General features: G+C 73.0%; 22 protein-coding genes. 16 read left to right on the top strand and 6 right to left on the bottom strand.

Annotated features, from left to right (window positions below; genetic code table 11):
* The first annotated feature begins 114 nt into the window (after positions 1-114).
* From ACZ6H8_RS08985 to ACZ6H8_RS08945, 9 genes are all read left to right on the top strand, one after another.
* The gene (locus ACZ6H8_RS08985; RefSeq protein WP_464146432.1) at positions 115-1,125 is read left to right on the top strand and encodes a LacI family DNA-binding transcriptional regulator; all 1,011 of its coding nucleotides are present in this window, start codon (positions 115-117) and stop codon (positions 1,123-1,125) included.
* The gene (locus ACZ6H8_RS08980; RefSeq protein ID WP_464146431.1) at positions 1,122-2,354 is read left to right on the top strand and encodes an extracellular solute-binding protein; all 1,233 of its coding nucleotides are present in this window, start codon (positions 1,122-1,124) and stop codon (positions 2,352-2,354) included. The genes ACZ6H8_RS08985 and ACZ6H8_RS08980 overlap by 4 nt, the downstream gene beginning before the upstream one ends.
* Positions 2,355-2,357: 3 nt before the next feature.
* Positions 2,358-3,524 carry a carbohydrate ABC transporter permease gene (locus ACZ6H8_RS08975; RefSeq protein WP_464146430.1) on the top strand — a complete coding sequence of 389 codons (1,167 nt, stop codon included), beginning with the start codon at positions 2,358-2,360 and terminating at the stop codon, positions 3,522-3,524.
* Positions 3,521-4,354, top strand: coding sequence for a carbohydrate ABC transporter permease (locus ACZ6H8_RS08970; protein ID WP_464146429.1), 834 nt, complete (start codon positions 3,521-3,523; stop codon positions 4,352-4,354). Before ACZ6H8_RS08975 ends, ACZ6H8_RS08970 begins: the two co-directional genes overlap by 4 nt.
* A 198-nt stretch (positions 4,355-4,552) precedes the next feature.
* Complete coding sequence (locus ACZ6H8_RS08965; RefSeq protein ID WP_464146428.1) at positions 4,553-5,947, top strand: glucose-6-phosphate dehydrogenase; 1,395 nt, start codon at positions 4,553-4,555, stop codon at positions 5,945-5,947.
* Positions 5,948-6,148: 201 nt separating this feature from the next.
* Complete coding sequence (locus ACZ6H8_RS08960) at positions 6,149-8,101, top strand: BCCT family transporter (RefSeq protein WP_464146427.1); 1,953 nt, start codon at positions 6,149-6,151, stop codon at positions 8,099-8,101.
* Positions 8,102-8,229: 128 nt separating this feature from the next.
* Complete coding sequence (locus ACZ6H8_RS08955; RefSeq protein ID WP_464146426.1) at positions 8,230-9,648, top strand: extracellular solute-binding protein; 1,419 nt, start codon at positions 8,230-8,232, stop codon at positions 9,646-9,648.
* A 62-nt stretch (positions 9,649-9,710) separates the two neighbouring features.
* Positions 9,711-10,430 carry a hypothetical protein gene (locus tag ACZ6H8_RS08950; RefSeq protein ID WP_464146425.1) on the top strand — a complete coding sequence of 240 codons (720 nt, stop codon included), beginning with the start codon at positions 9,711-9,713 and terminating at the stop codon, positions 10,428-10,430.
* Positions 10,427-10,642, top strand: coding sequence for a hypervirulence associated TUDOR domain-containing protein (locus tag ACZ6H8_RS08945; protein ID WP_464146424.1), 216 nt, complete (start codon positions 10,427-10,429; stop codon positions 10,640-10,642). Before ACZ6H8_RS08950 ends, ACZ6H8_RS08945 begins: the two co-directional genes overlap by 4 nt.
* A gap of 39 nt (positions 10,643-10,681) precedes the next feature.
* On the opposite strand, the gene ACZ6H8_RS08940 is transcribed toward ACZ6H8_RS08945, so the two are convergent.
* The 5 genes from ACZ6H8_RS08940 to ACZ6H8_RS08920 all read right to left on the bottom strand — a co-directional run bounded on the left by ACZ6H8_RS08940 (position 10,682) and on the right by ACZ6H8_RS08920 (position 16,448).
* A complete protein-coding gene (locus tag ACZ6H8_RS08940) occupies positions 10,682-11,218 on the bottom strand; it encodes a hypothetical protein (RefSeq protein ID WP_464146423.1) in 537 nt (178 codons plus the stop codon).
* A 178-nt stretch (positions 11,219-11,396) separates the two neighbouring features.
* The gene (locus ACZ6H8_RS08935; protein ID WP_464146422.1) at positions 11,397-13,121 is read right to left on the bottom strand and encodes a ribonuclease J; all 1,725 of its coding nucleotides are present in this window, start codon (positions 13,119-13,121) and stop codon (positions 11,397-11,399) included.
* A gap of 164 nt (positions 13,122-13,285) precedes the next feature.
* Positions 13,286-14,698: a glutamyl-tRNA reductase gene (locus tag ACZ6H8_RS08930; RefSeq protein WP_464146421.1), complete on the bottom strand. Its 1,413-nt coding sequence runs from the start codon at positions 14,696-14,698 to the stop codon at positions 13,286-13,288.
* 963 nt (positions 14,699-15,661) lie between these two features.
* Positions 15,662-15,856 (bottom strand): CsbD family protein, encoded by a 195-nt coding sequence (locus tag ACZ6H8_RS08925; protein WP_464146420.1) that lies wholly within the window; start codon positions 15,854-15,856, stop codon positions 15,662-15,664.
* Between the two features lie 145 nt (positions 15,857-16,001).
* Positions 16,002-16,448 carry an Asp23/Gls24 family envelope stress response protein gene (locus tag ACZ6H8_RS08920; protein WP_464146419.1) on the bottom strand — a complete coding sequence of 149 codons (447 nt, stop codon included), beginning with the start codon at positions 16,446-16,448 and terminating at the stop codon, positions 16,002-16,004.
* Positions 16,449-16,639: 191 nt separating this feature from the next.
* On the opposite strand from ACZ6H8_RS08920, the gene ACZ6H8_RS08915 reads away from it, so the two are divergent.
* The 6 genes from ACZ6H8_RS08915 (at position 16,640) to hemG (ending at position 21,792) form a co-directional block, all read left to right on the top strand.
* A complete protein-coding gene (locus ACZ6H8_RS08915) occupies positions 16,640-17,188 on the top strand; it encodes an RNA polymerase sigma factor (RefSeq protein WP_464146418.1) in 549 nt (182 codons plus the stop codon).
* Positions 17,185-17,775, top strand: coding sequence for a hypothetical protein (locus tag ACZ6H8_RS08910; RefSeq protein WP_464146417.1), 591 nt, complete (start codon positions 17,185-17,187; stop codon positions 17,773-17,775). Before ACZ6H8_RS08915 ends, ACZ6H8_RS08910 begins: the two co-directional genes overlap by 4 nt.
* Positions 17,772-18,074 carry a hypothetical protein gene (locus ACZ6H8_RS08905; RefSeq protein ID WP_464146416.1) on the top strand — a complete coding sequence of 101 codons (303 nt, stop codon included), beginning with the start codon at positions 17,772-17,774 and terminating at the stop codon, positions 18,072-18,074. The genes ACZ6H8_RS08910 and ACZ6H8_RS08905 overlap by 4 nt, the downstream gene beginning before the upstream one ends.
* A gap of 100 nt (positions 18,075-18,174) precedes the next feature.
* Positions 18,175-19,038: an SDR family oxidoreductase gene (locus tag ACZ6H8_RS08900; RefSeq protein ID WP_464146415.1), complete on the top strand. Its 864-nt coding sequence runs from the start codon at positions 18,175-18,177 to the stop codon at positions 19,036-19,038.
* Positions 19,039-19,153: 115 nt separating this feature from the next.
* The gene (gene hemE, locus ACZ6H8_RS08895) at positions 19,154-20,251 is read left to right on the top strand and encodes a uroporphyrinogen decarboxylase (protein ID WP_464146414.1); all 1,098 of its coding nucleotides are present in this window, start codon (positions 19,154-19,156) and stop codon (positions 20,249-20,251) included.
* Complete coding sequence (gene hemG, locus ACZ6H8_RS08890) at positions 20,248-21,792, top strand: protoporphyrinogen oxidase (protein WP_464146413.1); 1,545 nt, start codon at positions 20,248-20,250, stop codon at positions 21,790-21,792. The genes hemE and hemG overlap by 4 nt, the downstream gene beginning before the upstream one ends.
* Before the next feature lie 76 nt (positions 21,793-21,868).
* On the opposite strand, the gene ACZ6H8_RS08885 is transcribed toward hemG, so the two are convergent.
* Entirely contained in the window at positions 21,869-22,321 is a 453-nt protein-coding gene (locus ACZ6H8_RS08885; RefSeq protein ID WP_464146412.1) for a MarR family winged helix-turn-helix transcriptional regulator, read from the bottom strand.
* Positions 22,322-22,515: 194 nt separating this feature from the next.
* Between ACZ6H8_RS08885 and ACZ6H8_RS08880 the strand changes: the two genes are divergently transcribed.
* On the top strand, positions 22,516-23,085 hold the full coding sequence (locus tag ACZ6H8_RS08880; protein WP_464146411.1) for a MarR family winged helix-turn-helix transcriptional regulator: 570 nt from the start codon (positions 22,516-22,518) through the stop codon (positions 23,083-23,085).
* Positions 23,086-23,106 lie beyond the last annotated feature (21 nt).

The following is a 23,106-nucleotide window of genomic DNA, read 5'->3' as shown; positions in this document are numbered from 1 at the left end:
ATGCGTAGGGGTGGCGTGCTCCTGAGACCGTACGCTACGGTGCTTGGAACGATCAAATGGATCGATCGAATCCGCCCGTGACGGGCCGGATGCGATGCACGAGGAGGTGCGAGGGTGCGAGCCACGCTCAGCGACGTCGCCGCGAGGGCGGGCGTCTCGAGGCAGACCGTCTCGAACGCGATCAACACGCCGCGCATCGTGCACCCCGCGACCCTCGAGCGCGTCATGGCCGCCGTCGACGAGCTCGGCTACGCGCCCAACCTCCACGCCAGGCGCCTGCGCACGTCGTCGGCGCGCACGATCGGCATCCGCCTCGAGCGCCACGACGACGGCATCCACGGCGTGCTGCTCGACCGCTTCCTGCACGCCGTCACCGCGCAGGCGGCGCGTCTCGATCGGCACGTGCTCGTCTTCACCGCCGACGACGCCGACGACGAGGTCGCGCAGATCCGCTCGCTGTCGCAGCGCAGCCTCGCCGACGCGTTCATCCTCACCTCCACCGACCACCACGACCGCCGCATCGACGCGCTCGCCGGCTCCGGCATCCCGTTCGTCGCCTTCGGCCGCCCGTGGGACGAGGGTGGCGCCGACCACGCGTGGGTCGACGTCGACGGCCGCGCGGGCACGCGCGACGCGACGCATGCGTGCCTCGCGACCGGCGACCGCGTCGCGTTCCTCGGGTGGCCGGCGGGTTCCGGAGCCGGCGACGAGCGCCGCGCCGGCTGGCGCGAGGCCATGGCGACAGCCGGTGCCACCACCGACCTCGACCGTGCCGTCGAGGACGACCCCGGCCAGGCGCAGGATGCCGCAGCCGAGCTGCTGCGCGCGGGCGCCACCGCGATCGTCTGCGCCTCCGACACGCTCGCGCTCGGCGCGATCGGCGCCCTCGCGCGGGCCGACGCCTCCGTGCCCGTCGTCGGATTCGACGACACGGGCGTCGCCGCCGGCCTCGACTTCTCGAGCGTCGACCAGAGCCTCGGCGACGTGGCGGCCGCCGTGCTCGAGCTGCTGCACGCAGGCCCCGCCCACCGACTCGTGACCCCGCGCCTGCACCGGCGCGCACACCCACGCTGGGGACTCCCGGCACAGCGATCGGCCACGGCCGACGGGAAGGATGCATCATGACGCATCGCAGGAGGCAAGGACGCGCCCTGCAGATCGCCGGAGCCGCCGGCATCGCGGCGCTGACGCTCGCAGGATGCTCGGGCGGCAGCGGCGGAGGCGACGGCGACGAGCCGCTGCAGATCCTCATCGGCTCGTCCGGCGACGCCGAGACGGCAGCGGTCGAGGAGGCCGTCGCGGCGTGGAGCGACGAGTCGGGGGTCGACGCGGAGGTCGTCGTCGCATCCGACCTCGGCCAGGAGCTCGCGCAGGGATTCGCTGGCGACATCCCGCCCGACCTCTTCTACATGTCGTGGGATCAGTTCCAGACGTACGCGGCCGACGACTACCTCGAGCCGTACGCGGCCGGGCTCGACAACGCGGGCGAGTTCTACCCGGCGCTGACCGACGCGTTCTCGTACGACGGCGAGCTCGTGTGCGACCCGAAGGACTTCTCGACGCTCGGGCTCGTCATCAACACCGACCTGTGGGCGGCGGCGGGGCTCACCGACGCCGACATCCCCACCGACTGGGAGTCGCTGGCGTCCGTGGCGCAGACGCTCACGACCGGCGACGCCGTCGGCCTGTCGATGGGCGCGGAGTACGCGCGCGTCGGCGTCTTCATGGAGCAGGCCGGCGGCGGCCTCATGACCGACGACGAGGTCACGGCGGACAGCCCCGAGAACGTCGAGGCGCTCGAGTACCTGCAGGGGCTGCTGACGGCGGGCTCGCTCGCATGGCCTGCCGACCTGGGTGCAGGCTGGGGCGGCGAGGCGTTCGGCAACGGCCAGGCGGCCATGGTCATCGAGGGCCCGTGGATCGCGGGCGCGCTCGAGAACGACTTCCCCGACGTGCAGTACCAGGTGGCCGAGCTGCCCGCCGGCCCTGCAGGCCAGGGCACCTTCACGTTCTCGAACTGCTGGGGCATCCCGGAGGGTGCCGACACCGCGGAGGACGCGGCGAGCCTCGTCGAGTTCCTCACGAGCGACGAGCAGCAGCTGGCGTTCTCGGATGCGTTCGGCGTCATCCCCTCGACGGAGACGGCCGCGGCGACGTACGCCGAGGAGTACCCGCAGAACGCCGCGTTCGTCGCGGGCGCCGACTACGCGGTGAGCCCCATCGCGTTCCCTGGCGCGTCCGAGGTCGTCGGCGAGCTCAACACCGTCGTGCCGACCCTCGCCACCGCCGATCCGCAGGCGATCCTCACGACGCTGCAGGGGCAGCTCGAGGACGCCTACTCCGAGGTCGAGTAGGCCATGGTCACGCGTGCTCCCGCGACGGCGCGGGCGCGTCGCCGCGGGAGCACGCGCGGCGGCGAGACGACGGCGGGGTGGCTGTTCGTCGCCCCCGCCCTCGTCATCGTCGGCGTGTTCCTCATCGCCCCCATCCTGCTGGCGCTGTTCGTGTCGTTCACCGACTGGAACGGCCGGAACTCGCCGCTGTTCAACGACAACGTCGAGTTCATCGGTCCCGACAACTACGCGGCCATCACCACTGACGATCGCCTCACCCGCGACCTGTTCGGCCGTGCGTTGCGCAACAACCTCTTCTACGTGCTGCTCGTCGTGCCGCTGCAGACGGCGCTGTCGCTGTTCCTCGCCGTGCAGGTCAACCGACGGCTGCTGCGGGGCAAGGGCTTCTTCCGCACCGCCTTCTACTTCCCGTCGGTGACGTCGTCGATCGCGATCACGGGCGTCTTCCTCTTCCTGTTCCAGGCGTCGGGTGCGGTGAACGCGGTGCTGTCGTGGCTGCGCGTCGACGGACCGAACTGGATGGCCGATCCGCGCGGCGTCGTGCACGTCGTCGTCGGCTGGCTCGGCGGCGGGCAGCCGGGAGGCTGGGATGCGCCGGGGTTCCTGGGCGTGAGCGCATGGGAGTGGGCTGCGGGGCCGTCGGTGGCGCAGCTCGTGCTCATCGTCATGGCGGTCTTCACGACGTCGGGCACGTTCATGCTGCTGTTCCTCGCCGGCCTGCAGCAGGTGGGCGCCGAGGTGGGCGAGGCTGCGCTCATGGACGGCGCGAACGCCCGGCAGGCGTTCTTCGGCGTCACGTTGCCCATGCTGCGGCCCGTGCTGTTCACGGTGCTGACGCTCGGCCTCATCGGCACGTGGCAGGTGTTCGACCAGGTGTACCTCACGCGCGGCACGCCTGCGGCGGCGACGCTCACGAGCCCCGCGTACATGGCGTACGACCAGGCGTTCACCGAGAACGAGCCCGGCATCGCCGCGGCCATCGCGTTCGTGCTGTTCCTCATCATCATCGCCTTCTCGCTGCTCCAGCGGTTCGTGCTGCGCGACCGCGACGAGCCGTCGAAGCCGTTCTGGCGGCGCTCGCCGCCCACGATCGCGAGCGCCGACGGCGGCGTCGCGCAGGGCACGGCTCGGCTGAGAGCCGGGCCGACCCAGAGGGGGACGGGCGGATGAGGCAGCGTCTGAGCGCCGGGCTCGTCGCCGGCTACGTCGTGCTGGTGCTGCTGGCGGTGGCGTACCTGTACCCGTTCCTCATCTCCGTCGCGTCGTCGTTCAAGACCGATGGCGAGGCGGTGGCCGAACCGCTGTCGCTCATCCCGCAGACGCCGACGTTCGCTGCGTACGAGCGGCTCTTCACGGGCACCGACATCGGCCTGTGGGGCGTGAACTCGATCGTCGTCACGCTGTGCGTCACGGCCGGGCGCGTGTTCTTCGACTCGCTGGCGGGCTATGCGCTGTCGCGGCTGCGCTTCCGAGGCCGATCGGTGGTGTTCGGGGTCTTCATCGGCGTCATGGCGGTGCCGACGGTCGTGCTCATGGTGCCGCGCTTCCTCGTGCTGAAGGAGCTCGCGCTCTACGACACGTACGCGGGCATGATCATCCCGTTGCTCGCGGACGCGGCAGGCATCTTCATCATGAAGCAGTTCTTCGACGCGATCCCCGTGTCGATCGAGGAGGCGGCGCGCATCGACGGCGCAGGCGTCTTCCGCACCTTCTGGTCGGTGACGCTGCCGATGGCGACGCCAGCGCTCGTGACGCTCACGATCCTGTCGTTCCAGGGGTCGTGGAACGAGTTCGCCCACTTCGTCGTCTCGAGGCAGAGCCCCGAGCTCAACACGCTGACGACGGGCGTCGCCTCGCTCGTGTCGGGCCAGCTCGGCGCGGGCAGCCAGTTCCCGCTGAAGCTCGCAGCGGCCGTCGTCATGACGATCCCGGTCGCGATCGTCTTCTTCGTGTTCCAGCGCCGCATCATGTCGACGACGGAGGGCGCGGAGAAGGGCTGACCGCCACGCTGGCGCGCGCCGAGTGACGCTGAGCGGACCATCATCTGCCATGTGCAGCCGGCGGCACGCTCAGCCTCACCTCCGGCGACGGGCAGCGAGCGCCGACCTCGCCGTGCGCAAGGGTCTGCGAGGACCCCGGTCGACGCGTGCGCCGTCGATAGCGTCGAGGATGCGACACCGACGCGAGCAGGAGACGGCATGACCCGGCACCCAGGCATCCCCACGGCCGACGACGTCACGGGAGCGCGCACGATCGCGATCCTCGGCGCCGGCGGCGACCTCACGGAGCGGCTGCTGCTGCCCGGCATCGGGCAGGTGGCCGAGCTCGCGCGCCTCGACGACATCACCCTCGTCGGTGCGGCACGCACGCCCAAGACCGACGTCGAGTGGCAGGAGGTCGTGCGTCGCAGCCTCGAGGCCGCCGACGTCGCAGCGCACACGGTCGACGCGCTCGTCGCGCGTGCCAGGTTCGTCGCGACCGACGCCTCCGACCCCGACGAGCTGCGGGCGCTGCTGGATGCATGCCCCTCCTCCCCCGTGCTCTACGTGGCGCTGCCGCCGGCGATGGGGCACGCCATCGCCGCATCGCTCGCGGCGATCGACCTGCCGGACGACCTCGTCGTCGCGATCGAGAAGCCATTCGGCGAGGACCTCGACGACGCCATCGCCCTCGACGAGGCGCTGCTGGCGGTGCTGCCGCAGGAGCGGCTGTGGCGCATCGACCACTTCCTCGGCAACGAGACGGTGCTCGGCATGCTCGGCAGGCGCTTCGGCAACAGGATGCTCGAGGCCGTCTGGTCGGGCGAGCACGTCGAGAAGGTCGAGATCGTCTACGACGAGACCCTCGGCATCGAGGGCCGCGGCTCGTTCTACGACGGCACGGGCGCGCTGCGCGACATGCTGCAGAGCCACCTGCTCATGGTGCTCGCGTTCGTCGCGATGGAGCGACCCGACCGCCTCGTCGCCCACGAGGTGCACGAGCGCATGGCCGAGGTGCTCGGCGCCGTGCGCGTGTGGCGCGACGACCCCTCGAGCGCCAGGCGCGCACGGTACACCGAGGGGCGGATCGACGATCGGCTGCTGCCGTCGTACGTCGACGAGTCCGACGTCGACCCCGACGCCGGCGTCGAGACGCTCGCGCAGCTGCTGCTGCAGGTCGACGTGCCCAGGTGGGAGGGCGTGCCCTTCGTGCTGCGCTCCGGCAAGGCCATCGGCGATCCGCGCGCCGAGGTCGCCGTGCACCTGCGTGCGGCGACGCCGCCCGAGGGCCTGCCGGCCGCGGCCGACGGCGCAGGTGCGGTGCTGCGCCTGTCGCTCGTCGACGGCTCGATCTCGCTCGACGTCGACGTCGACGACCCGCAGCACGCGGCGCTCGAGCGGCTCGTGCTCGCAGCGAACCCGGCCGCCGCCGCCCTCGGCGCGTACGGCCAGGTCGTCCTCGGTCTCCTCGCAGGCGACCGGATGCTGTCGGTGCCCGGCGACGTCGCCGAGCAGTGCTGGCGGATCGTGACGCCCGTGCTCGCGGCATGGGCGGATGGCGCGGCGCCCATCGAGGAGTACGAGGCAGGCAGCGCAGGCCCCGACGGCTGGTGATCGCAGCCGCGACGCAGGATCCTGCGGGCCTCGCGCGTGCGTCGCTCGACTCCTGCATGCGGGCCGCCGAGCGAGCAGGATCGCTGCGTGCTGCGGCCGCGCGGTGCCGACCTTCGGTAGCGTGGACGGTTGGCCGCTCGCCCCCTTGCCGGCCCGGACGCCCCGACACGCACCGCACACGCTCCAGGAGGACCCCACCCGATGGCCGATCGCCAGATCTCACAGCTCGCACGCGACTGGTCGCCGAAGGAGGTCTGGAGGCAGCTGTCGAAGCCGGTCTTCATCCCCGCGATCCTGCTCATCGTCGGCCTCACCGTCTTCGCGATCGTCTACTCGCAGACCGGCGGCGACGCGTTCACGGTGCTCAACACGGCCATCACGAACGGCGTCGGCTGGTGGTACGTGCTGGCAGCGACGGGCTTCGTGCTCTTCGCGCTCTACGTGGGACTGTCGCGCATCGGCGGCATCCGTCTCGGGCGTGACGACGAGGAGCCCGAGTTCTCCACCGTGTCGTGGTTCACGATGCTCTTCTCGGCCGGCATGGGCATCGGCCTCGTGTTCTACTCGGTCGCCGAGCCGCTGTCGCACATGACGACGCCGCCGGAGAACGCGGGCGTCGAGGGCGGCACGGATGCGGCCGGCCGCCTCGCGATGGACCTCACCCTGTACCACTGGGGCCTGCACGCGTGGGCCATCTACGTCGTCGTGGGCCTCGGCCTGGCGTACATGACCTTCCGCCGCGGGCGTCCGCTGTCGATCCGCTGGCTGCTCGAGCCCATGCTGGGTCGCGCACGCGTCGAGGGATGGATGGGCCACACGATCGACGTCGTCGCGATCGTCGGCACCATGTTCGGCGTCGCGACGTCGCTGGGCCTCGGCGTGCAGCAGATCATGGCCGGCCTGGCGTTCCTCGGCTGGTTCGAGGAGAACACGACGCTCGCGATCGTCATCATCGCCATCGTCACGGGCCTCGCGACCCTCTCGGTCGTGTCGGGTCTCGACAAGGGCCTGAAGTGGCTGTCGAACATCAACATGTCGCTCGCCGCGCTGCTGGCGCTCTTCGTGCTCACCCTCGGCCCGACGATCGTCATCCTGCAGTCGTTCGTCGCGAACACCGGCTCCTACGTCGCCGCCCTCCCCGGTCTCGCGCTCGAGACCTGGCCGCTGGCGAACGACGGCTGGGCAGGTGGCTGGACCATCTTCTACTGGGGCTGGTGGATGAGCTGGGCCCCCTTCGTGGGCATGTTCATCGCGCGCATCTCGCGCGGCCGCACCATCCGCCAGTTCGTCTTCGGCGTGCTGCTCGCGCCGACGATCATCGGCATCCTGTGGTTCACGATCTTCGGCGACTCGGCGATCCTGCGCCAGCTCACCGAGGGCGACATGCTCGTCGACGGCGCGGTGGACACGAACACCTCGCTGTTCCACCTGCTGGCGACGTTCCCCATCGCCGAGGTCACGAGCGTGCTCGCGATCCTCATCATCGTGTTCTTCTTCGTGACGTCTGCCGACTCGGGTGCGCTCGTCGTCGACATCCTCGCGACCGGCGGCGCGACCACGACGCCGCGGCTCACGCGCGTGCTGTGGGTCGTCATCGCCGCGACCGCGGCAGGCGTGCTGCTCGTCGTCGGCGGCGAGGAGGCGCTCACGGCGTTGCAGACCGCGTCGATCGCGACGGCCGTGCCGTTCTCGATCATCATGGTGCTCGCGTGCATCTCGCTGCTGCGCGCGTTCCACTTCGAGGTGGCCTCGACGCCGCGCTACGTGCGCGCCCGCGTGGCATCGGGCACCGAGCTGACGCCGGAGACGATCGCGCAGGCGGCCGCCACCGACACGCCGAGGCGCGGCCTGCTCGGGCGGCGCCGCGAGGTGTCGGCGACGTTCGCAGGTCTCGGCACGAGCCAGCCCGCGCCCGCGCCCGGGACGGAGTCGGGCGAGGTGCTCGTCGCGCTGCACCCCGTGCCGTCGTCCGCGGTCGACGTCGACGCCGACGGCGTCGCGCAGGTCGACGAGGATCGGCTGCTGCAGGATCCGATCGCCGGCGAGGTCTTCGACACCCCGGAGTTCGCTGCCTCGCAGGCGGGCGTCGAGCACGAGGCCGGCGAGGCCGCAGCGGCCGACGAGGCCGCACGCGCCGACGACCCGAAGGCCTGAGCGCGCTCCCGCCTCCGGATGCTGGGCCGCACCCCGACTCGTCGGGATGCGGCCCAGCGTGCGAGCGACGCAGCCGGCATCCTCAGCCCGAGTTGCCCCGCACGGCATCGGCGCGGGATCGTAGGGGCGTGCGACTGACCAGGATCGCGACGACGAGCGTCGCAGCCCTCGCGGCGCTGACGCTCGCCGCGTGCGGCGGCGGTGGCGGCGACGCGCAGCCGACCGGGAGCGCATCCACGGCGCCGACCGGCCCCGAGCTGCGAATGCTCGTCGGCGGCACGCCCGCCCAGGTCGACGTGCTGCAGGCTCAGGTCGACGCGTGGAGCGAGGAGTCGGGCTCGACCGTGCGCATCGTGCTCGCGAGCGACCTCGAGCAGCAGCTCGCCGAGTCGTTCGCGAACGCCAACCCGCCCGACGTGTTCGCGCTGCCCACGACGCGCCTCGAGCGCTACGACGGCTACGTCGAGCCGTACGGGCGACTCGCCTCGGCCGACCAGCTCGTGCCCGGGCTGCTCGACGTCGTCGCCGCCGGCGGCGAGCTGCAGTGCGTGCCGCGCGCAGCCGACGCCGTGACGCTCGCGATCGACGAGCAGGCGTGGGCGGATGCCGGGCTGACCGACGCCGACCTGCCCACGACGTGGGAGCAGCTCGAGGCGACCGCCGAGCGCCTCACGACCGACGACGCCGCAGGTCTCGCGATCGACCCGGATGCCGCCCACGTCGGCGTGCTGCTCGCGCAGGCGGGCGGCTCGCTCGTCGACGAGACGGGAGCCGTGGCCGCCACCGACGCGAACGCCGCAGCGCTCGGCCTCGTGCAGCGCATGCACGGTGCGGGCTCGCTCGCCTGGCCGGCCGACCTCGACGCAGCCTCGGCGGCCGAGGCGTTCGCGTCGGGCGACGCGGCGATGGCGTACGTCGGGCTCGCCGAGCTCCTCGCCGCGCAGGATGCCGCTCCCGAGTCGTCCGACGAGCCCGAGTCGTCCGACGAGCCCGAGTCGTCCGACGAGCCCGAGCCGAGTGGCGAGCCCGGCGAGGACGACGCGTCGGATGCGCCCGCCACCGAGCCCGAGGCCTCCCAGGCGCCGGCGACATCCGACGACACGGATGCCGACGCGGACGGCGCCGCCCTGCTGCTCGACGGCGTGCGCCTCGTGACCCTCCCCGCGGGCCCGGCGTCGGCGTCGACGTTCGCGACCTCGACGTGCTGGGCGCTGCCTGCCGACACGCGCACGGGCGACGAGGCCCGCGACCTCATCGCGTTCCTCACGCAGGACGAGCAGCAGGTCGCCCTCGCCGACGCCTCGGGCGCCGTGCCCGTGACGACGACCGGTGGCGCCGCGTTCGCCGACACGCATCCCGAGCGCGCCGCCGTCGTGACCGCCCTCGCAGACGCGACGAGCCTCGAGGCGGCGCTCGGCACCCAGGACGCGACGGATGCGCTCGACGAGACCCTCGCGTCCCTGGCGAGCGAGGGCGACGACGCCGACGTCACCACGCTGCTCACCGCGTTGCAGGAGCGACTCGAGCAGCAGCTCGACGAGGGCTGACCGGGGGGCGCCGTCCGCGCAACCCACTGGCACGAGTCGGCGAGGCAGGAGAGCCTCGAGTCATGGCCGACCTCCACGTGACCCTCCCGTCCGGCACCGAGCTCGCGCTCTCGAACGCTGGCACCCCGTTCGCCGAGCACCTCGTCATCCTCTGCAACCCGCAGGAGGTCACGGGGTTCGTCGACCCCGACCCGGCGGTCACGGCGCGGCATCCCGTGCATCTGCTCGTGCTCGACCCGGTCGTGCAGGGCGACGCGGTGACGGTGACGCCCGCCGAGCAGGCCGACGCGATCGCCGAGTACATCCGCGACGCACGGCAGACGGGCGCGCGCACCGGCGCGCGCGACATGGGCCCCGTGGGCGTCGTCGGCTGGGGCAGCGGCGCGCTCGTGGCCGCGTCGCTCGTGCTCGACCACCAGCAGCTGCTTGGCGCCGTCGCGCTCGTCGCGCCCGACCTCGGCGAGGAGCCCACGTACGACGAGCCGCTGCCCGACGTCGGCGAGGGCCCGTCGACGGGCACGCTCGACGACCGCCTCGCGCGCGGCCTCGAGGACGACGAGGCGACCGCGGAGGTCACGGGCGACGAGGGCGGCACGATCGCGCAGCGATGGGCAGACGGCCCCGGCCGCTCGGGCGCCGTGCTCGTGATCGAGCCCGAGCGCCTCGCCGCCGACTCCGGCACGTCGCGGCTCGAGTGGGCGACGGATGCGCTCGTGGGCTCGTGGGATCGCGTGCTCACCCACGTGCAGCACTCCTCCGACGACGGCGAGCAGCGGTCGTGACGAAGGATCTGTCGACGGGCGACCGCGTGAGCTGGGCGACGCCGCAGGGCCGCACGCGCGGGAAGGTGCTCGAGCGTCGCACGAAGGACTTCCAGCACGACGGGCAGCGGTTCACCGCCTCCGACGACGAGCCGGCATACGTCGTGGAGTCCGAGAAGACGGGCGCGACGGCGGCGCACAAGGGCTCGGCGCTGCGGCGCCTGCAGGGCTGACGCGCTCCGGCGCCCCGGCCCCGGTCTCGGGGGGCAGCGCTATCTCCCGGCTCGGCGCCTCCGCATCGCGCGGCGCGTCGTGCGCATGCTGCGCCGCCTCGCCTCTGCCTCGCGGGCTGCACGAGGTGTGAGCCGGACGGCGCGGAGGATGCAGATCGTCGCCGTGATGGCCTGCAGCACGAGCGCGATCACGTAGGCCATCTGGCCGATGAGCACATCGTCGCCGTACGGCTCGTATCCCGCTGCGATGCGCGACGAGACCATGAAGGTCGCGAATCCCTGCACGGGAAGGAGCACCACGGTGACCATCGCCACGACGACGAGGCTCGGCGCCGACCGCAGGAAAGGCATCGCGGCAGCGATCAGCACGGTGGCGGTCAGAACGAGCATCCCGCCGACGTAGGCGCTCTCGTCGAGCGGGAGCAACCACCCGTGGCTCTGCCTGCTGAGCAACCCGGTACGGGTGCGCCTGGCGACCCCCACGAGCACGCAGCCGGTGACCTCGGCGAGCCACCCGATCGACATCAGCGAGACGATCGCGACGTCCCGGCGCGTGAAGTCTCGGGAGCCAGCCATGTGGCGATGCTACGTCCGGTCGGCGAGCGGGCGGCTGCGCACCCTCCGGCTCTTGCGGCGCCTTCGCTGGCGGGCTGTCGGGCAGAGGCGACGTGGAGGTCGGCTCGGATGCCCGGGCCGACGCGCGCAGAGGAGCGGGCGGGGCAGCGACCTGCCCCGCCCCCCCCCCCCCCCCGACTCACTCCTCGACGACGACCGCGGTGATGACCGGGCGACGACGACGGCGCTCGAGCCACCTGCCGAGCGCACGCGTGATCGAACGCTCGAGGTCGGCGACGGCGCGCTCCGAGCCGTTGCCGTCGGACTTCAGCGCCTCGTCGATCGCGGTGCGCGCGCCCTTCTGCCAGCCGGCCTCCTCGACGAAGCCGCGAGTGAAGAACTCCACCGGCTCCCCGAGCCTGCCCGTGCGCAGGTCGACGATCGCGAGCACCGTGATGGCGCCCTCCTCGGCGAGCGTGCGACGGTCGATCATCGCGTTCTCCGCCGCGACGCCCACCGACGAGCCGTCGACGAAGATCTCGCCAGCCGGCACGCGGCCGCTGATGCGCGACACGCCTCCGACGAGGTCGATCGAGACGCCGTCCTCGATCACGAAGACGTTGTCCTCCTCGATGCCCGTGCGCGTCGCGATCGCGGCGTTCGCCGTCAGATGCCGCCACTCGCCATGCACGGGCAGCACCGCCGTCGGCTGCAGGATGTTGTAGCAGTAGGCGAGCTCGCCCGCGCTCGCGTGGCCGGAGACGTGCACCTTCGCGTTGCCCTTGTGCACGACGTTGGCACCCCAGCGCGTGAACGCGTTGATGATGCGGTAGATCGCGTTCTCGTTGCCGGGGATGAGGCTCGACGCCAGCAGGATCGTGTCGCCCTCGCCGATGTCGATGATGTGCTCGCGGTTGGCCATGCGCGACAGCGCAGCCATCGGCTCGCCCTGCGAGCCCGTGCAGACGAGCACCATGTCGGTCGGCGGCAGCTGCTCGAGCGTCTTCATGTCGACGACGAGCCCCTTCGGGATGTTCAGGTAGCCGAGCTCGGCCGCGATGCCCATGTTGCGCACCATCGACCTGCCGACGAACGCGACCTTGCGGCCGTGCCGCTCGGCAGCGTCGAGCACCTGCTGGATGCGGTGCACGTGGCTCGCGAAGCTCGACACGACGATGCGCCTCGGCGCGGTGCGGAACACCTGGTCGATCGCCGGCGCGAGGTCCTCCTCCGAGATGGAGAAGCCGGGCACGTCTGCGTTCGTCGAGTCGACGAGGAAGAGGTCGACGCCCTCGTCGCCCAGGCGCGCGAAGCCGGGCAGGTCGGTCGTGCGCCCGTCGAGCGGGAACTGGTCCATCTTGAAGTCGCCCGTGTGCAGCACCAGGCCCGCCTCGGTGCGGATCGCGACGGCGAGGCTGTCGGGGATCGAGTGGTTCACCGCGAGGAACTCGAGGTCGAACGGGCCTGCTGCGGAGCGGTCGCCCTCGGTCACCGTGCGGGTGACGGGCGCGATGCGGTGCTCCTGCAGCTTCGCCGTGATGAACGCGAGCGTGAGGGCCGAGCCGATGATGGGGATGTCGGCGCGCTCGCGCAGCAGGTAGGGCACGCCGCCGATGTGGTCCTCGTGGCCGTGCGTGAGCACGATGGCCTCGATGTCCTGCAGCCGCGAGCGGATGGCGGAGAAGTCGGGCAGGATCACGTCGATGCCCGGCTGGTGCTCCTCGGGGAACAGCACGCCGCAGTCGACGATGAGCAGCTTGCCCTTGTGCTCGAAGACCGTCATGTTGCGGCCGATCTCGCCGAGGCCTCCCAGGGGCGTGATGCGCATGCCCTTGGGGTCGAGCTTCGGCGGCGTGGGCAGCTCGAGGTGGTGGCGCGCCGGCTTCGACGTCTTCCTGGCGTTCGTGGACTTCCTGGGGCTCATGGGTGCTCTCGGGTCGGAGGGACTTCGGGTGCGGTCGCCGTCTGCGACCGATCGGTTCGTGCGTGGGGCGTCGTACGCGGGCAGCCGGGTGGCGGCCGTTCGGTGCGATGCATGCTCGTCGACGAGCGGGTCGTGCGTCGTGGGATTCGGGGCCGTGCGTGGGTTCAGGCGACGTGGTCGATGCCGAACAGGGCCTCGAGCGCGTCCAGGTAGTCGGCATGCCTGCCGTCGGCGGCGAGCTCGCGGGCACGCACGCTCGGCTGGTGCAGCAGCACGCCTGCGAAGTGCCGCAGCGCCTGCTCGGCGGCGAGCTGCTCCGCCTCGGTGCCTCGCCGACGCACGCGGGTGAGCTCTGCGTCGAGCGCGGCCGTCACGTGCTGGCGCAGTGCGGCGACGGCGGGGCCGAGACGCTGCTCCTCGCCGACGCGGGCGTAGGTCTTCGCCGCCTTCTGCACGAGCGCCCTGGCGTCGTCGGTGGCGGTCAGGTGGTCGAGGGGGGCGTGGATGCGGATGGTCTCGAGGTCGAGCAGCTCGACGCCGTGCACGCGCGACACGTCGGGGGCGACGTTGCGCGGCAGGCCCATGTCGATGACGAGCTGGCTGGATCGGCCGTGCTCGACGGGGCACGAGGCGCCCGTGACCTGCACGGCGACGGGGCAGACCGCCGGCTCGACGCGCGGCGGCTCGTCGCCGGTGAACGCCGGGGCGCCGAACGGTCCCGTGCCGACGGCGACGAGGTGCGGGTGCCCTGCCGGCATGCCCGCGTACGCGTGCGTCGCGGCGAGCGCGCGACGCCCCGCGGCGATCATCGCCGCGTCGATGACGTGCTCCGACGAGGTCGTGCACGTCACGACGACGTCGGCGCCCGCGAGCGCGAGCGGCGCATCCCGGCCGTCGACGCTCGGGATGCCGTGGCTGCGCGCGAAGCGGTCGCCGCGGCCGGACGGGCTCCACACCTCGACGTCGCGCACGCCGCGGTCGCGGAGCGCCGCGAGCGACGCGGCGGCGAAGCGGCCGGTGCCGACGAGCAGCACGCGCGCCTGCGACCAGTCATGGATGCGGTCGCTCGCGAGGTCGAGGGCGAGGCGCACGATGGATCGCCCCTGCTCGCCCAGGCCCGTGCGCCGCTTCACGCCGCGCTGCGTCTCGATCGAACGCTGGAAGAGGCGCTCGAGGTCGCTCGTCGTCGTGCCGGCGTCCTGCGCGTTGCCGAGCGCACGGCGCACCTGACCGGCGATCTCACCCTCGCCGACGACGACCGACTCGAGGCCGGCTGCGACGGCGAAGAGATGCTCTGCGGCGTGCGCGTCGTACAGCGCCTCGACGTGCTCGACCTCGCCGGGGGCTCCTGCGGTCGTGAGCGCGGCGTCGAGCGCGGCACGCGCAGCGCCGTCCGCCTGCTCTGCGGAGACGTCGAGGTACGCCTCGAAGCGGTTGCAGGTCGACACGACGATGGCGCCGTCGACGCCTGCGGAGGAGGCGAGGAGGGTAGGCAGCATCGTCGCGTCGGCGGCGGCGAGGCGCTCGAGGACGTCGAAGTCGGCGTTCCGGTGGCTCGCCGTGAGGCAGATGAGCACGTCTCCATGGTACTCGCCCTGGCGTGCCCCGAGGTTCGCGCACGAGGTGACGCCGAGCGGCACCCCATGCGCCCCGTGCACCTGGGGTCCCGCACAGCGCCACCTCGTGCAGGCTCGTCCCGAATCCTCCGCTCCGCAGAGACGTCTCCGCCAGCCGTCGGCGACCCTCCTGGGCATGCTCGATCCCGTCACCCTCCGCTCCGGCGTGCTCAGCGCGGCGCAGCTCATGCACCTCGGCTGGGGACGATCGCAGCGCGAGCGCGCGCTCGCGTCGGGGCGGCTCGAGCGCGTGCGCACCGGGTGGTTCGCGCAGCCTGGCGCCGACCCCGCGGTCGTGGATGCCGTCCGGTCCGGCGGCTGCGTCGCGTGCGCCAGCGCGCTGCGGCTCCGCGGCGCATGGGTGCCGGAGCGTCTCGGACGTGCGCACGTGCGGCTGGCGCGGCGTCGCGACGACCGGCGCGGCAGGGCCGGCTGCCGTCCGTACGGCAGCGTGCCACCGGTCGCGACCGCCGTCGACGACGTCGAGACGGCCTTCCGCTGCCTGCTGCGGTGCGGCACTGCGGAGGACGTCGTCGTGGTGGCCGACTCGCTGGTGCACCTGCGCCTGGCGACGCGCGAGGACCTCACGGCGTGGTGCCGCGGGGCGCCAGGACGGACGCGGGCGCTCATCGACGCGGTCGACGACGCCGAGTCGGGCGTCGAGAGCATGGTGCGGGTGCGGCTGCGAGCGAGGGGCATCCGCGTGCGACCGCAGGTCTGGATCGGGAGGCGCCGCGTCGATCTGCTCGTCGGGGAACGGCTGATCGTCGAGTGCGATGGCGCCGAGATCCGCGCCGCGCGAGGTGACGCTGAGCGGCTCGTCGCGTGCCATGTGCACGTGGCGCGCCGCTCAGCGTCACCTCATGCAGCCCGGACACGACGAGGCCCCCGATCGCAAGGGATCGGGGGCCTCGTGCGGGATCGCTACTTGCGGTCGTCGCCGAACACGTTCTTCGCGGCGTCCTTCACGTTCTCGCCCGCCTGCTTGGTGTTGGCAGAGGCCTGGTCGCCCTTGCCCTCAGCCTGCAGACGCTCGTTGTCGGTTGCGTCGCCGAAGGCCTCCTTGGCCTTGCCCTTCAGCTCCTCGGCCTGGTTCGAGATCTTGTCTCCGAGTCCCATGGGCCCCTCCTTCTCCTCTTGCGATCGAGGTCTCCCTCGCGTGGTCCGTCCTCAGGGTGCTCCTCGGGCCTGCGCGCGCGCGACGGGTTGCGCTCAGGCCCGCGAGGTGCCAGGGGTGCCGCGCGCCAGCGCAGCATCGGTCGCGTCAGGCGACGCGGCTGTCCTCCGGCGCGGGCTCCTCGCCCGGGATGTGCACGTCGGAGATCGTCACGTTGATCTCGGCGGCCTCCATGCCCACGAGCTCCGTGATCGCGCGAGCGACGGCGGTGCGCACGTCGGCGGCGACGACCTGCAGGGGCTCGGGGTAGGAGACGACGATCGTGACGTCGGCGGCGACCTGCGTCTCGCCGACCTCGACGCGCACGCCCTGCCCCAGGTCGCCCTGGCCGATGGCGTCGCGGATGCTGCCGACGACGCGGGCTGCGCCGCCACCGAGCGCGAACACGCCGGGCACCTCGCGAGCCGCGATGCCTGCGATCTTCGCCACGACGGGGTCGACGACGGTCGTGACGCCCGTGATGCCGGTCGTCGACGTCGCGACGGTGGTCGCGGGCACGCCCGCCGTGGTCGTGGTTCCCTGCGTGCTTGCCATGGTGTGGCCTCTCTGAAGGCGGTCTGGAGCGATGTCTGCAGGACCCGCAGCGGGTCCATGTACGAGTGAGACGTCACGAGCGACCGCATCGTCACGGCACGACCCGGTCGCACGCGGCCCGGGCGTGTCGGACATGCGTGCCGATCCACCCTCGAGGCGGCTACGCTGCGATTCGTAGGGGGGGGCGGGAGATGCGGCTCGAGGAAGCACCGGATGCGCTGCTGGCGGCGCGCTCCGCCGACGGCGACGAACGCGCCTTCTCGGTGCTCGTGCGCAGGCACGCGCCCTACCTGCGAGGGTTCGCGATCCGCTACCTCGGCTCGAGCCTCGAGGCCGACGACGTCGTGCAGGAGGCGTTCGTCACCGCGTGGCGACGCATCGGCGACCTGCGCGACCCGTCGCAGGTGCGCTCATGGCTCGCGACCGCCGTCGCACGCCGCGCGACCGACGTCATGCGCACGCGTGCACGACGCCGCACCGACGCGATCGAGGACCGCGAGGTCACCGACCGCCGCGACGGGCCCGAGACGGTCGTCGAGCGGCAGGCGGCCACGCAGGCGCTCGGCAGGATCGTCGACGCGCTGCCCGCCGAGCAGCGCGACGCGTGGATGCTGCGCGAGCTCGCCGGCATGTCGTACGAGGAGATCGCCGAGCGCACGGACTCGACGCCGGCCGCCGTGCGCGGCAGGCTGGCTCGAGCACGGCAGACGGTGCTGGCAGCGATGGAGGAGTGGAGGTGAGCATGCCAGGCGACGGGATCGAGCCCGACGACACCGAGATGGTCGGCGCATCCGGGCACACGCTCGAGCAGCTCTCCGCCTACGTCGATCGCGGCCGGGTGCCCCGCATCGCGGCGATCGAGGACGACGCGGAGGCGCGCGCGCTCGTCGAGTCGATGGAGCGGCTCGGCAGTCTCGCGCGCACGATGTCCGACGAGGACGCGGAGGCTGCGGGGCCCGGCGACGAGCAGTGGCTCGACTCGCTGCTCGGCATCATCCGCTCCGAGGTCCGCGCGGGCCGCGACCTCACCATCGAGGACACCGACGAGCGCACGTCGACGACGATCACCGAGGGCGCGCTGCGCGAGGTGGCCCGCACCGCGGGCGACGCCCACGACGACGTGCTCGTGAGCCGCGTGCACCTCGCAGAGCACGACGGCATCCTCGACGTGCGCGTCACGATCGGCGTGCGCTACGGCGTCCCCGTCGTGCCGATCGCCGACGACGTGCGCGCCGCCGTGCACCTCGCGCTCGTGTCGCACTCGCCGCTCACGGTCGGTGCCGTCGACGTCGTGGTCGACGACGTGTTCCCGGGAGGTCGAGCGTGACCGAGCCGATCGAGGTCGCCCGCGCGGTCGACGCATCCCTCGAGGGCGTCCCCGGCGTCGCGAGCTGCTACGTCGCAGCGCCGGCGTTCGCGCAGGTCGTCGAGGGGCAGCGGCGCGAGGTGCTCGCGCACGTGACCGTGCTGCCGCGCGCGGTCCGCGTCGCGATCGGGGTGCGCACGTCGTCGGATGTCCGCTCCGTCTCTCGCGACGCGGCCGCGGCCGTGCGCGCGGCGCTGCCGGATGACTGGTCCGACGCGCGCCTCACGGTGCAGGTGCGCCGCATCGAGCGCGACGCGTAGCCGGCCCGACGAGCCCCGATCGTCGTCAAGGGGGTCGTGCATCCGCGACTCCCCCGATGGACTGGACGACCACCGTCCGTCGATCGGCAGGAGCATCGCCATGACCGACCACCCCACCGACTTCCCCGTCCAGCAGCAGCCGACGCAGCCGGGACTGACCGCGCCGATGGAACCGGCGCCGGATCACGGCGAGACGTCGTGGGTCGGTCGCGGGCGACTCGAGGGGCGCCGCGCGCTCATCACGGGCGGCGACTCCGGCATCGGGCGGGCCGTCGCGATCGCCTACGCGCGCGAGGGCGCCGACGTCGCGATCGTGCACCTGCCCGAGGAGGCGGAGGATGCGGCCGTCACGGTCGCGGCCGTCGAGGAGGCCGGGCGCCGCGGCGTCGCGTTCGCCCTCGACCTGCGCGAGGAGTCCTCGGCCGTCGAGGCGGTGCGCCGCACGGTCGACGAGCTCGGCGGGCTCGACGTGCTCGTGTCGAACGCCGCGCACCAGCGGCAGCGCGACGGCATCGAGGACATCACGTGGGACGGCATGGACCGCGTGTTCAAGACCAACCTGTACGCGATGCTCGTGCTGGCCCGGGAGGCCGTGCCGCACCTGCCGGAGGGCGGGTCGATCATCGTGACGTCGTCGGTGCAGTCGGCCGACCCGTCGCCCGGCCTCGTGGACTACGCGATGACGAAGGCGGCGCAGCGCGCGTTCGTCGAGGCGCTGGCCTCCGAGCTCGGTCCGCGCGGCATCCGCGTGAACGCCGTCGCACCCGGGCCGATCTGGACGCCGCTCATCCCGGCGACGGGCTTCCCCGACGAGAAGGTGGCCCAGTTCGGCCACGACACCCCGTTCGGGCGCGCGGGCCAGCCGAGCGAGCTGGCCGGCGCCTACGTGTACCTCGCCTCCGACGAGGCCGCGTACACCTCGGCGGCGACGATCGCCGTGACGGGCGGGCGTCCGGTGCCGTGATCCGGCGTGCGATCGCGTCTCGCAGGCGACGGGAGGATGCCCCTCGGCCACCCATGATCGCCTGCGAGACGCGAACCCGCGGACCGGCTGACGCGCGATGGGAGGATGGGGCACGATGACGACGCTGCCGCAGCACCACCCGATCCACTCCACGACCGGCGACAGCCGACTCGTGCGCGCCTACCGCGGCGACCGACCCGACGTGACGCCGGTGTGGTTCATGCGGCAGGCGGGCAGGTCGCTGCCCGAGTACCGCGCGCTGCGCACGGGCCACGACATGCTCGACAGCTGCCTCGACCCCGCGCTCTCGAGCGAGATCACGCTGCAGCCCATCCGGCGCCACGGCGTCGACGCGGCGATCTTCTTCTCGGACATCATGGTGCCGCTGCTGCTCGCCGGCGTCGACGTGCGCATCGAGCCGGGCGTCGGTCCCGTCATCGGCACGCCGATCGACTCGCCCGAGGCGGTCGACCGCCTCGTCGCGACCGACCCGGTCGTGCTCGACGACGCGCTCGAGCCCGTCCGCGAGGGCGTGCGACGCACCGTCGCGGGCCTGGCCGACATCGGTGACGGTACGACGCCGCTCATCGGATTCGCAGGCGCGCCGTTCACGCTCGCCGCCTACCTCGTCGCCGGGCGCCCCTCGAAGGATCACCTCGCCGCCCGCACGCTCATGCGCGCGCACCCGGTCGCGTGGGCGAGGCTCACCGACTGGTGCGCCGACGTCACGGGCCGCTTCGTGCGTGCGCAGGTGGATGCGGGCGCGAGCGCCGCGCAGCTGTTCGACTCGTGGGCGGGCTCGCTGCCGCTCGAGGCGTACGTGCAGCACGTCGTGCCCGCGTCGACGCGGGCGCTCGACCATGTGCGCGGTCTCACGGCATCCGATGGCCGCGCGCTGCCGCTCGTGCACTTCGGCGTCGGCATGACGGAGCTGTACGGCGCCATGAACCTCGGCGTCGACGCGATCGGCGTCGACTGGCGCACGCCGCTCGACGTCGCCCATGCGCGGATGGGCGGCGACGTCACGGTGCAGGGCAACCTCGACCCGGCACTGCTCGGCGCGCCGTGGGAGATGATCGCGCCCGCGATCGACGAGGTGCTGCGGCAGGGGTCGTCGGCGCGCGCGCACGTGTTCAACCTGGGCCACGGCGTGCCGCCCGAGACCGACCCCACCGTGCTGACGCGCATCGTCGAGCACGTGCACGCCGCATGAGCGATCCGACGGGTGCGTCGCCCGCAGACCGGCAGGCGGACGCGGCCCGGGAGCCGCGGGGCGCGACGGTCGCCGAGCCGGACGCCGCCACCGAGGCGGCGCACGAGCCCGAGCCGCCGATGCACGAGGTCGTGGTCGTCGGGGCAGGCGTCGCCGGGCTCGTGCTCGCGAACGACCTCGCGCGCCGCGGCTACGACGTGCTCGTGCTCGAGGCGCGAGACCGCGTCGGCGGCATCGTCGCCCGCCACGACCTCGCGGGGATCCCGCTCGATGCCGGGGCCGAGTCGTTCGCGGTGCGCGGCGGCGCCGTCGCCGAGCTCGCCGAGCAGCTCGGCCTCGGGGACCACCTCGTCGACCCCGAGCCCGGCGGGGCGTGGCTGCGCCTCGCGGGACGCTCGGTGCCGCTGCCGAAGCGCACGATGCTCGGCATCCCGTCGGTGCCGCTCGCCCAGGACGTCATCGCCGTGCTCGGCTGGCGTGGCGCGCTGCGCGCATACCTCGATCGCCTCATGCCGGTGCTGAAGGTCGGCAAGGACGAGCGGCTCGGACCCCTCGTCGAGCGCCGCATGGGCACGGCCGTGCTGCGCAGGCTCGTCGCGCCGATCTCCGGCGGCGTCTACTCGTCGAACGCGCGCGACCTCGACGTCGGCGTCGTCGCTCCCGGCCTCAACGAGGCGATGACGCGTGCGGGCTCGCTGTCCGGCGGGGTCGCGCTGCGCATCGGCGACGGGGCACGGCCAGGCAGTGCCGTGCGCGGCATCCGCGGCGGCATGCATCGTCTGCCGGAGGCGCTGCGCGGCGAGGTCGAGCGGCGTGCGACGATCCGCACGGGCGTCGTCGTCGATCGCGCCGAGCGCACCGAGTCCGGATGGGCGGTGCAGGCGGGCGAGGAGCGCTGGACCGCCTCTGCGCTCGTCGTCGCGACGCCGGGCGCCCCGGCTGCCGCGCTGCTCGCCGACGTCGGCATCGACGTCGAGGCGGCGCCTGCGACGACCGTCGAGCTCGTGACGCTCGTCGTCGAGGGGCTCGAGGGCGCACCGCGCGGTTCGGGAGCGCTCGTGGCCGAGGACGCCGGCATCGCCGCGAAGGCGCTCACGCACGCGACGGCCAAGTGGGCGTGGCTCGCGGAGTCGGCCGGCGATCGGGCCGTGCTGCGCGTGTCGTACGGGCGGGCGGGCGAGGCGCCCGCGACCGCCGACCTCGACGAGGCCGCTGCCATCGCGCTCGCGAGGTCCGATGCGGAGGCCATCCTCGGCATCCCCGTGCCCGAGCCGGTCGCCGCCGACCGCGTGCGGTGGGAGCAGGCGCAGCCGTCGTCGTCCGTGGGCGCGAGGGCGCTGCAGGGCCGTGTGCGCGACGCCGTCGCGACCGAGCCGAACCTCGAGGTCGTGGGCGCGTGGATCGCGGGCACGGGCCTGGCCCAGGTGGTGCCGGATGCGCAGGCCGCCGCGCTGCGCATCCGTCGCGAGCGCTTCGGGGTCGTGCCGGACGCCGAGCCGACCGGCGGCGACGCCGCGCCCGCAGACGCCGACGGGGCCTGAGGGCCGAGGGCCGGAGGGCCCGAGGGCACGCAGGCTCTGCGATCGTGGCCCGCGACGATGCGCCGTCGCGACGAGGTCAGCGGGCCTGACGCTCCATCGCGGCGGCGACGCGGTCGAGGAAGCCGACGATGAGCAGGCGCGACCTGCTCGAGAGCTCCTCGACGAGGTCGTGCACGTCGCGCTCGATCGGGTCGAGCGCGAGCGCCTCCTCGGTGGGCACGACGACCTTGCGGCGCCGATCGGTGGGATGCGTGCGCGTCTCGACGAGCCCTGCCCGCACGAGTCGGTCGACGAGCGAGGTGACGGCAGACGTCGTGAGCCCGAGCGCCGCGGCGATCTCGGTGGGCGTCACGGGATCGACCTCGAAGCGCTCGATCGCGAGCCGCAGCCCTGCGGCGTCGGACTCGCCGAGTCCCTGCGCCGCCTGCCGCCTGCGCAGCATGTGCGTCTCCGCCGTGCGCAGTCGCGTCAGCGCCTGCAGCACGTCGGTCTCCGGCCGCCCGAGGAGCGGGTCGACGACGAAGTCCACGTCAGCCCCGTCGCACCGGGGTCGGCACCGAGCGCGCCCAGCGCGAGTGGTTCGACGCGTCTGCCGCGTCCGTGATGCACGTCATATCGTTCGACAGCCTAGCAACTCGACGAGTGCATTGCATGGCAAGTTGGCGATTCGTCGTGAGCCGCCATACGATCGAGGCACCGACCGCAGCACCACCAGGAGGGGTCGTGACCGACGTCCGCGACGCATCCGCCGCCACCAGCGAGGCTGGCGCGGCGCAGGGCGAAGGCGAGCGGGCGCACCGCGAGCGCCCCTCCGAGTACTGGTACCCCGACGGCCACACGCCCTCAGCGGTCGACGTGCTGAACCTGCTCCGACGCTACCGAGCCGCAGAGACCGCCATGCGTGCTCGCACCCGCTCGTCGATGCACATGAACGAGACCGATCTGGTCGCGCTGCGCCACCTCCTGCGAGCGCAGACGAGCGGCGACCTCGTGCGCCAGCGCGACCTGTCGACCCTGCTCGACATCTCCTCCGCATCCGTCACGGCGCTCGTCGACCGGCTCGAGGCGAGCGGCCACGTCGAACGCCGGCCGCACCCCAGCGACCGCCGATCCGTCGTCGTCGTCGCGACCGCCGACAGCGACCGCGAGGTGCGCGAGACGCTCGGCGACATGCATCAGCGGATGATCGCCGTCGTCGACGGCATGCGGCCCGAGCAGCTCGACGCCGTCGGGCACTTCCTCGTCGGCATGGTGCAGGCCGTCGAGGAGTCGAGCTCGCGACCGCGAGCCTGAGCACAGCGGCGCCGCCCAGCG

This window comes from Agrococcus sp. AC640b, assembly GCF_979255995.1.
The sequence above is the reverse complement of the archived record's forward strand: the minus strand, read 5'-3'. Positions and strand labels throughout refer to the sequence as shown.

Coding starts and splice junctions, on each gene's coding strand:
- ACZ6H8_RS08950 (WP_464146425.1), top strand. CDS start 9,711: ATGGCCGACCTCCACGTGACCCTCCCGTCCGGCACCGAGCTCGCGCTC.
- ACZ6H8_RS08920 (WP_464146419.1), bottom strand. CDS start 16,448: ATGGCAAGCACGCAGGGAACCACGACCACGGCGGGCGTGCCCGCGACC.
- ACZ6H8_RS08915 (WP_464146418.1), top strand. CDS start 16,640: ATGCGGCTCGAGGAAGCACCGGATGCGCTGCTGGCGGCGCGCTCCGCC.
- ACZ6H8_RS08970 (WP_464146429.1), top strand. CDS start 3,521: ATGAGGCAGCGTCTGAGCGCCGGGCTCGTCGCCGGCTACGTCGTGCTG.
- ACZ6H8_RS08940 (WP_464146423.1), bottom strand. CDS start 11,218: ATGGCTGGCTCCCGAGACTTCACGCGCCGGGACGTCGCGATCGTCTCG.
- ACZ6H8_RS08975 (WP_464146430.1), top strand. CDS start 2,358: ATGGTCACGCGTGCTCCCGCGACGGCGCGGGCGCGTCGCCGCGGGAGC.
- hemE (WP_464146414.1), top strand. CDS start 19,154: ATGACGACGCTGCCGCAGCACCACCCGATCCACTCCACGACCGGCGAC.
- hemG (WP_464146413.1), top strand. CDS start 20,248: ATGAGCGATCCGACGGGTGCGTCGCCCGCAGACCGGCAGGCGGACGCG.
- ACZ6H8_RS08965 (WP_464146428.1), top strand. CDS start 4,553: ATGACCCGGCACCCAGGCATCCCCACGGCCGACGACGTCACGGGAGCG.
- ACZ6H8_RS08900 (WP_464146415.1), top strand. CDS start 18,175: ATGACCGACCACCCCACCGACTTCCCCGTCCAGCAGCAGCCGACGCAG.
- ACZ6H8_RS08935 (WP_464146422.1), bottom strand. CDS start 13,121: ATGAGCCCCAGGAAGTCCACGAACGCCAGGAAGACGTCGAAGCCGGCG.
- ACZ6H8_RS08980 (WP_464146431.1), top strand. CDS start 1,122: ATGACGCATCGCAGGAGGCAAGGACGCGCCCTGCAGATCGCCGGAGCC.
- ACZ6H8_RS08960 (WP_464146427.1), top strand. CDS start 6,149: ATGGCCGATCGCCAGATCTCACAGCTCGCACGCGACTGGTCGCCGAAG.
- ACZ6H8_RS08925 (WP_464146420.1), bottom strand. CDS start 15,856: ATGGGACTCGGAGACAAGATCTCGAACCAGGCCGAGGAGCTGAAGGGC.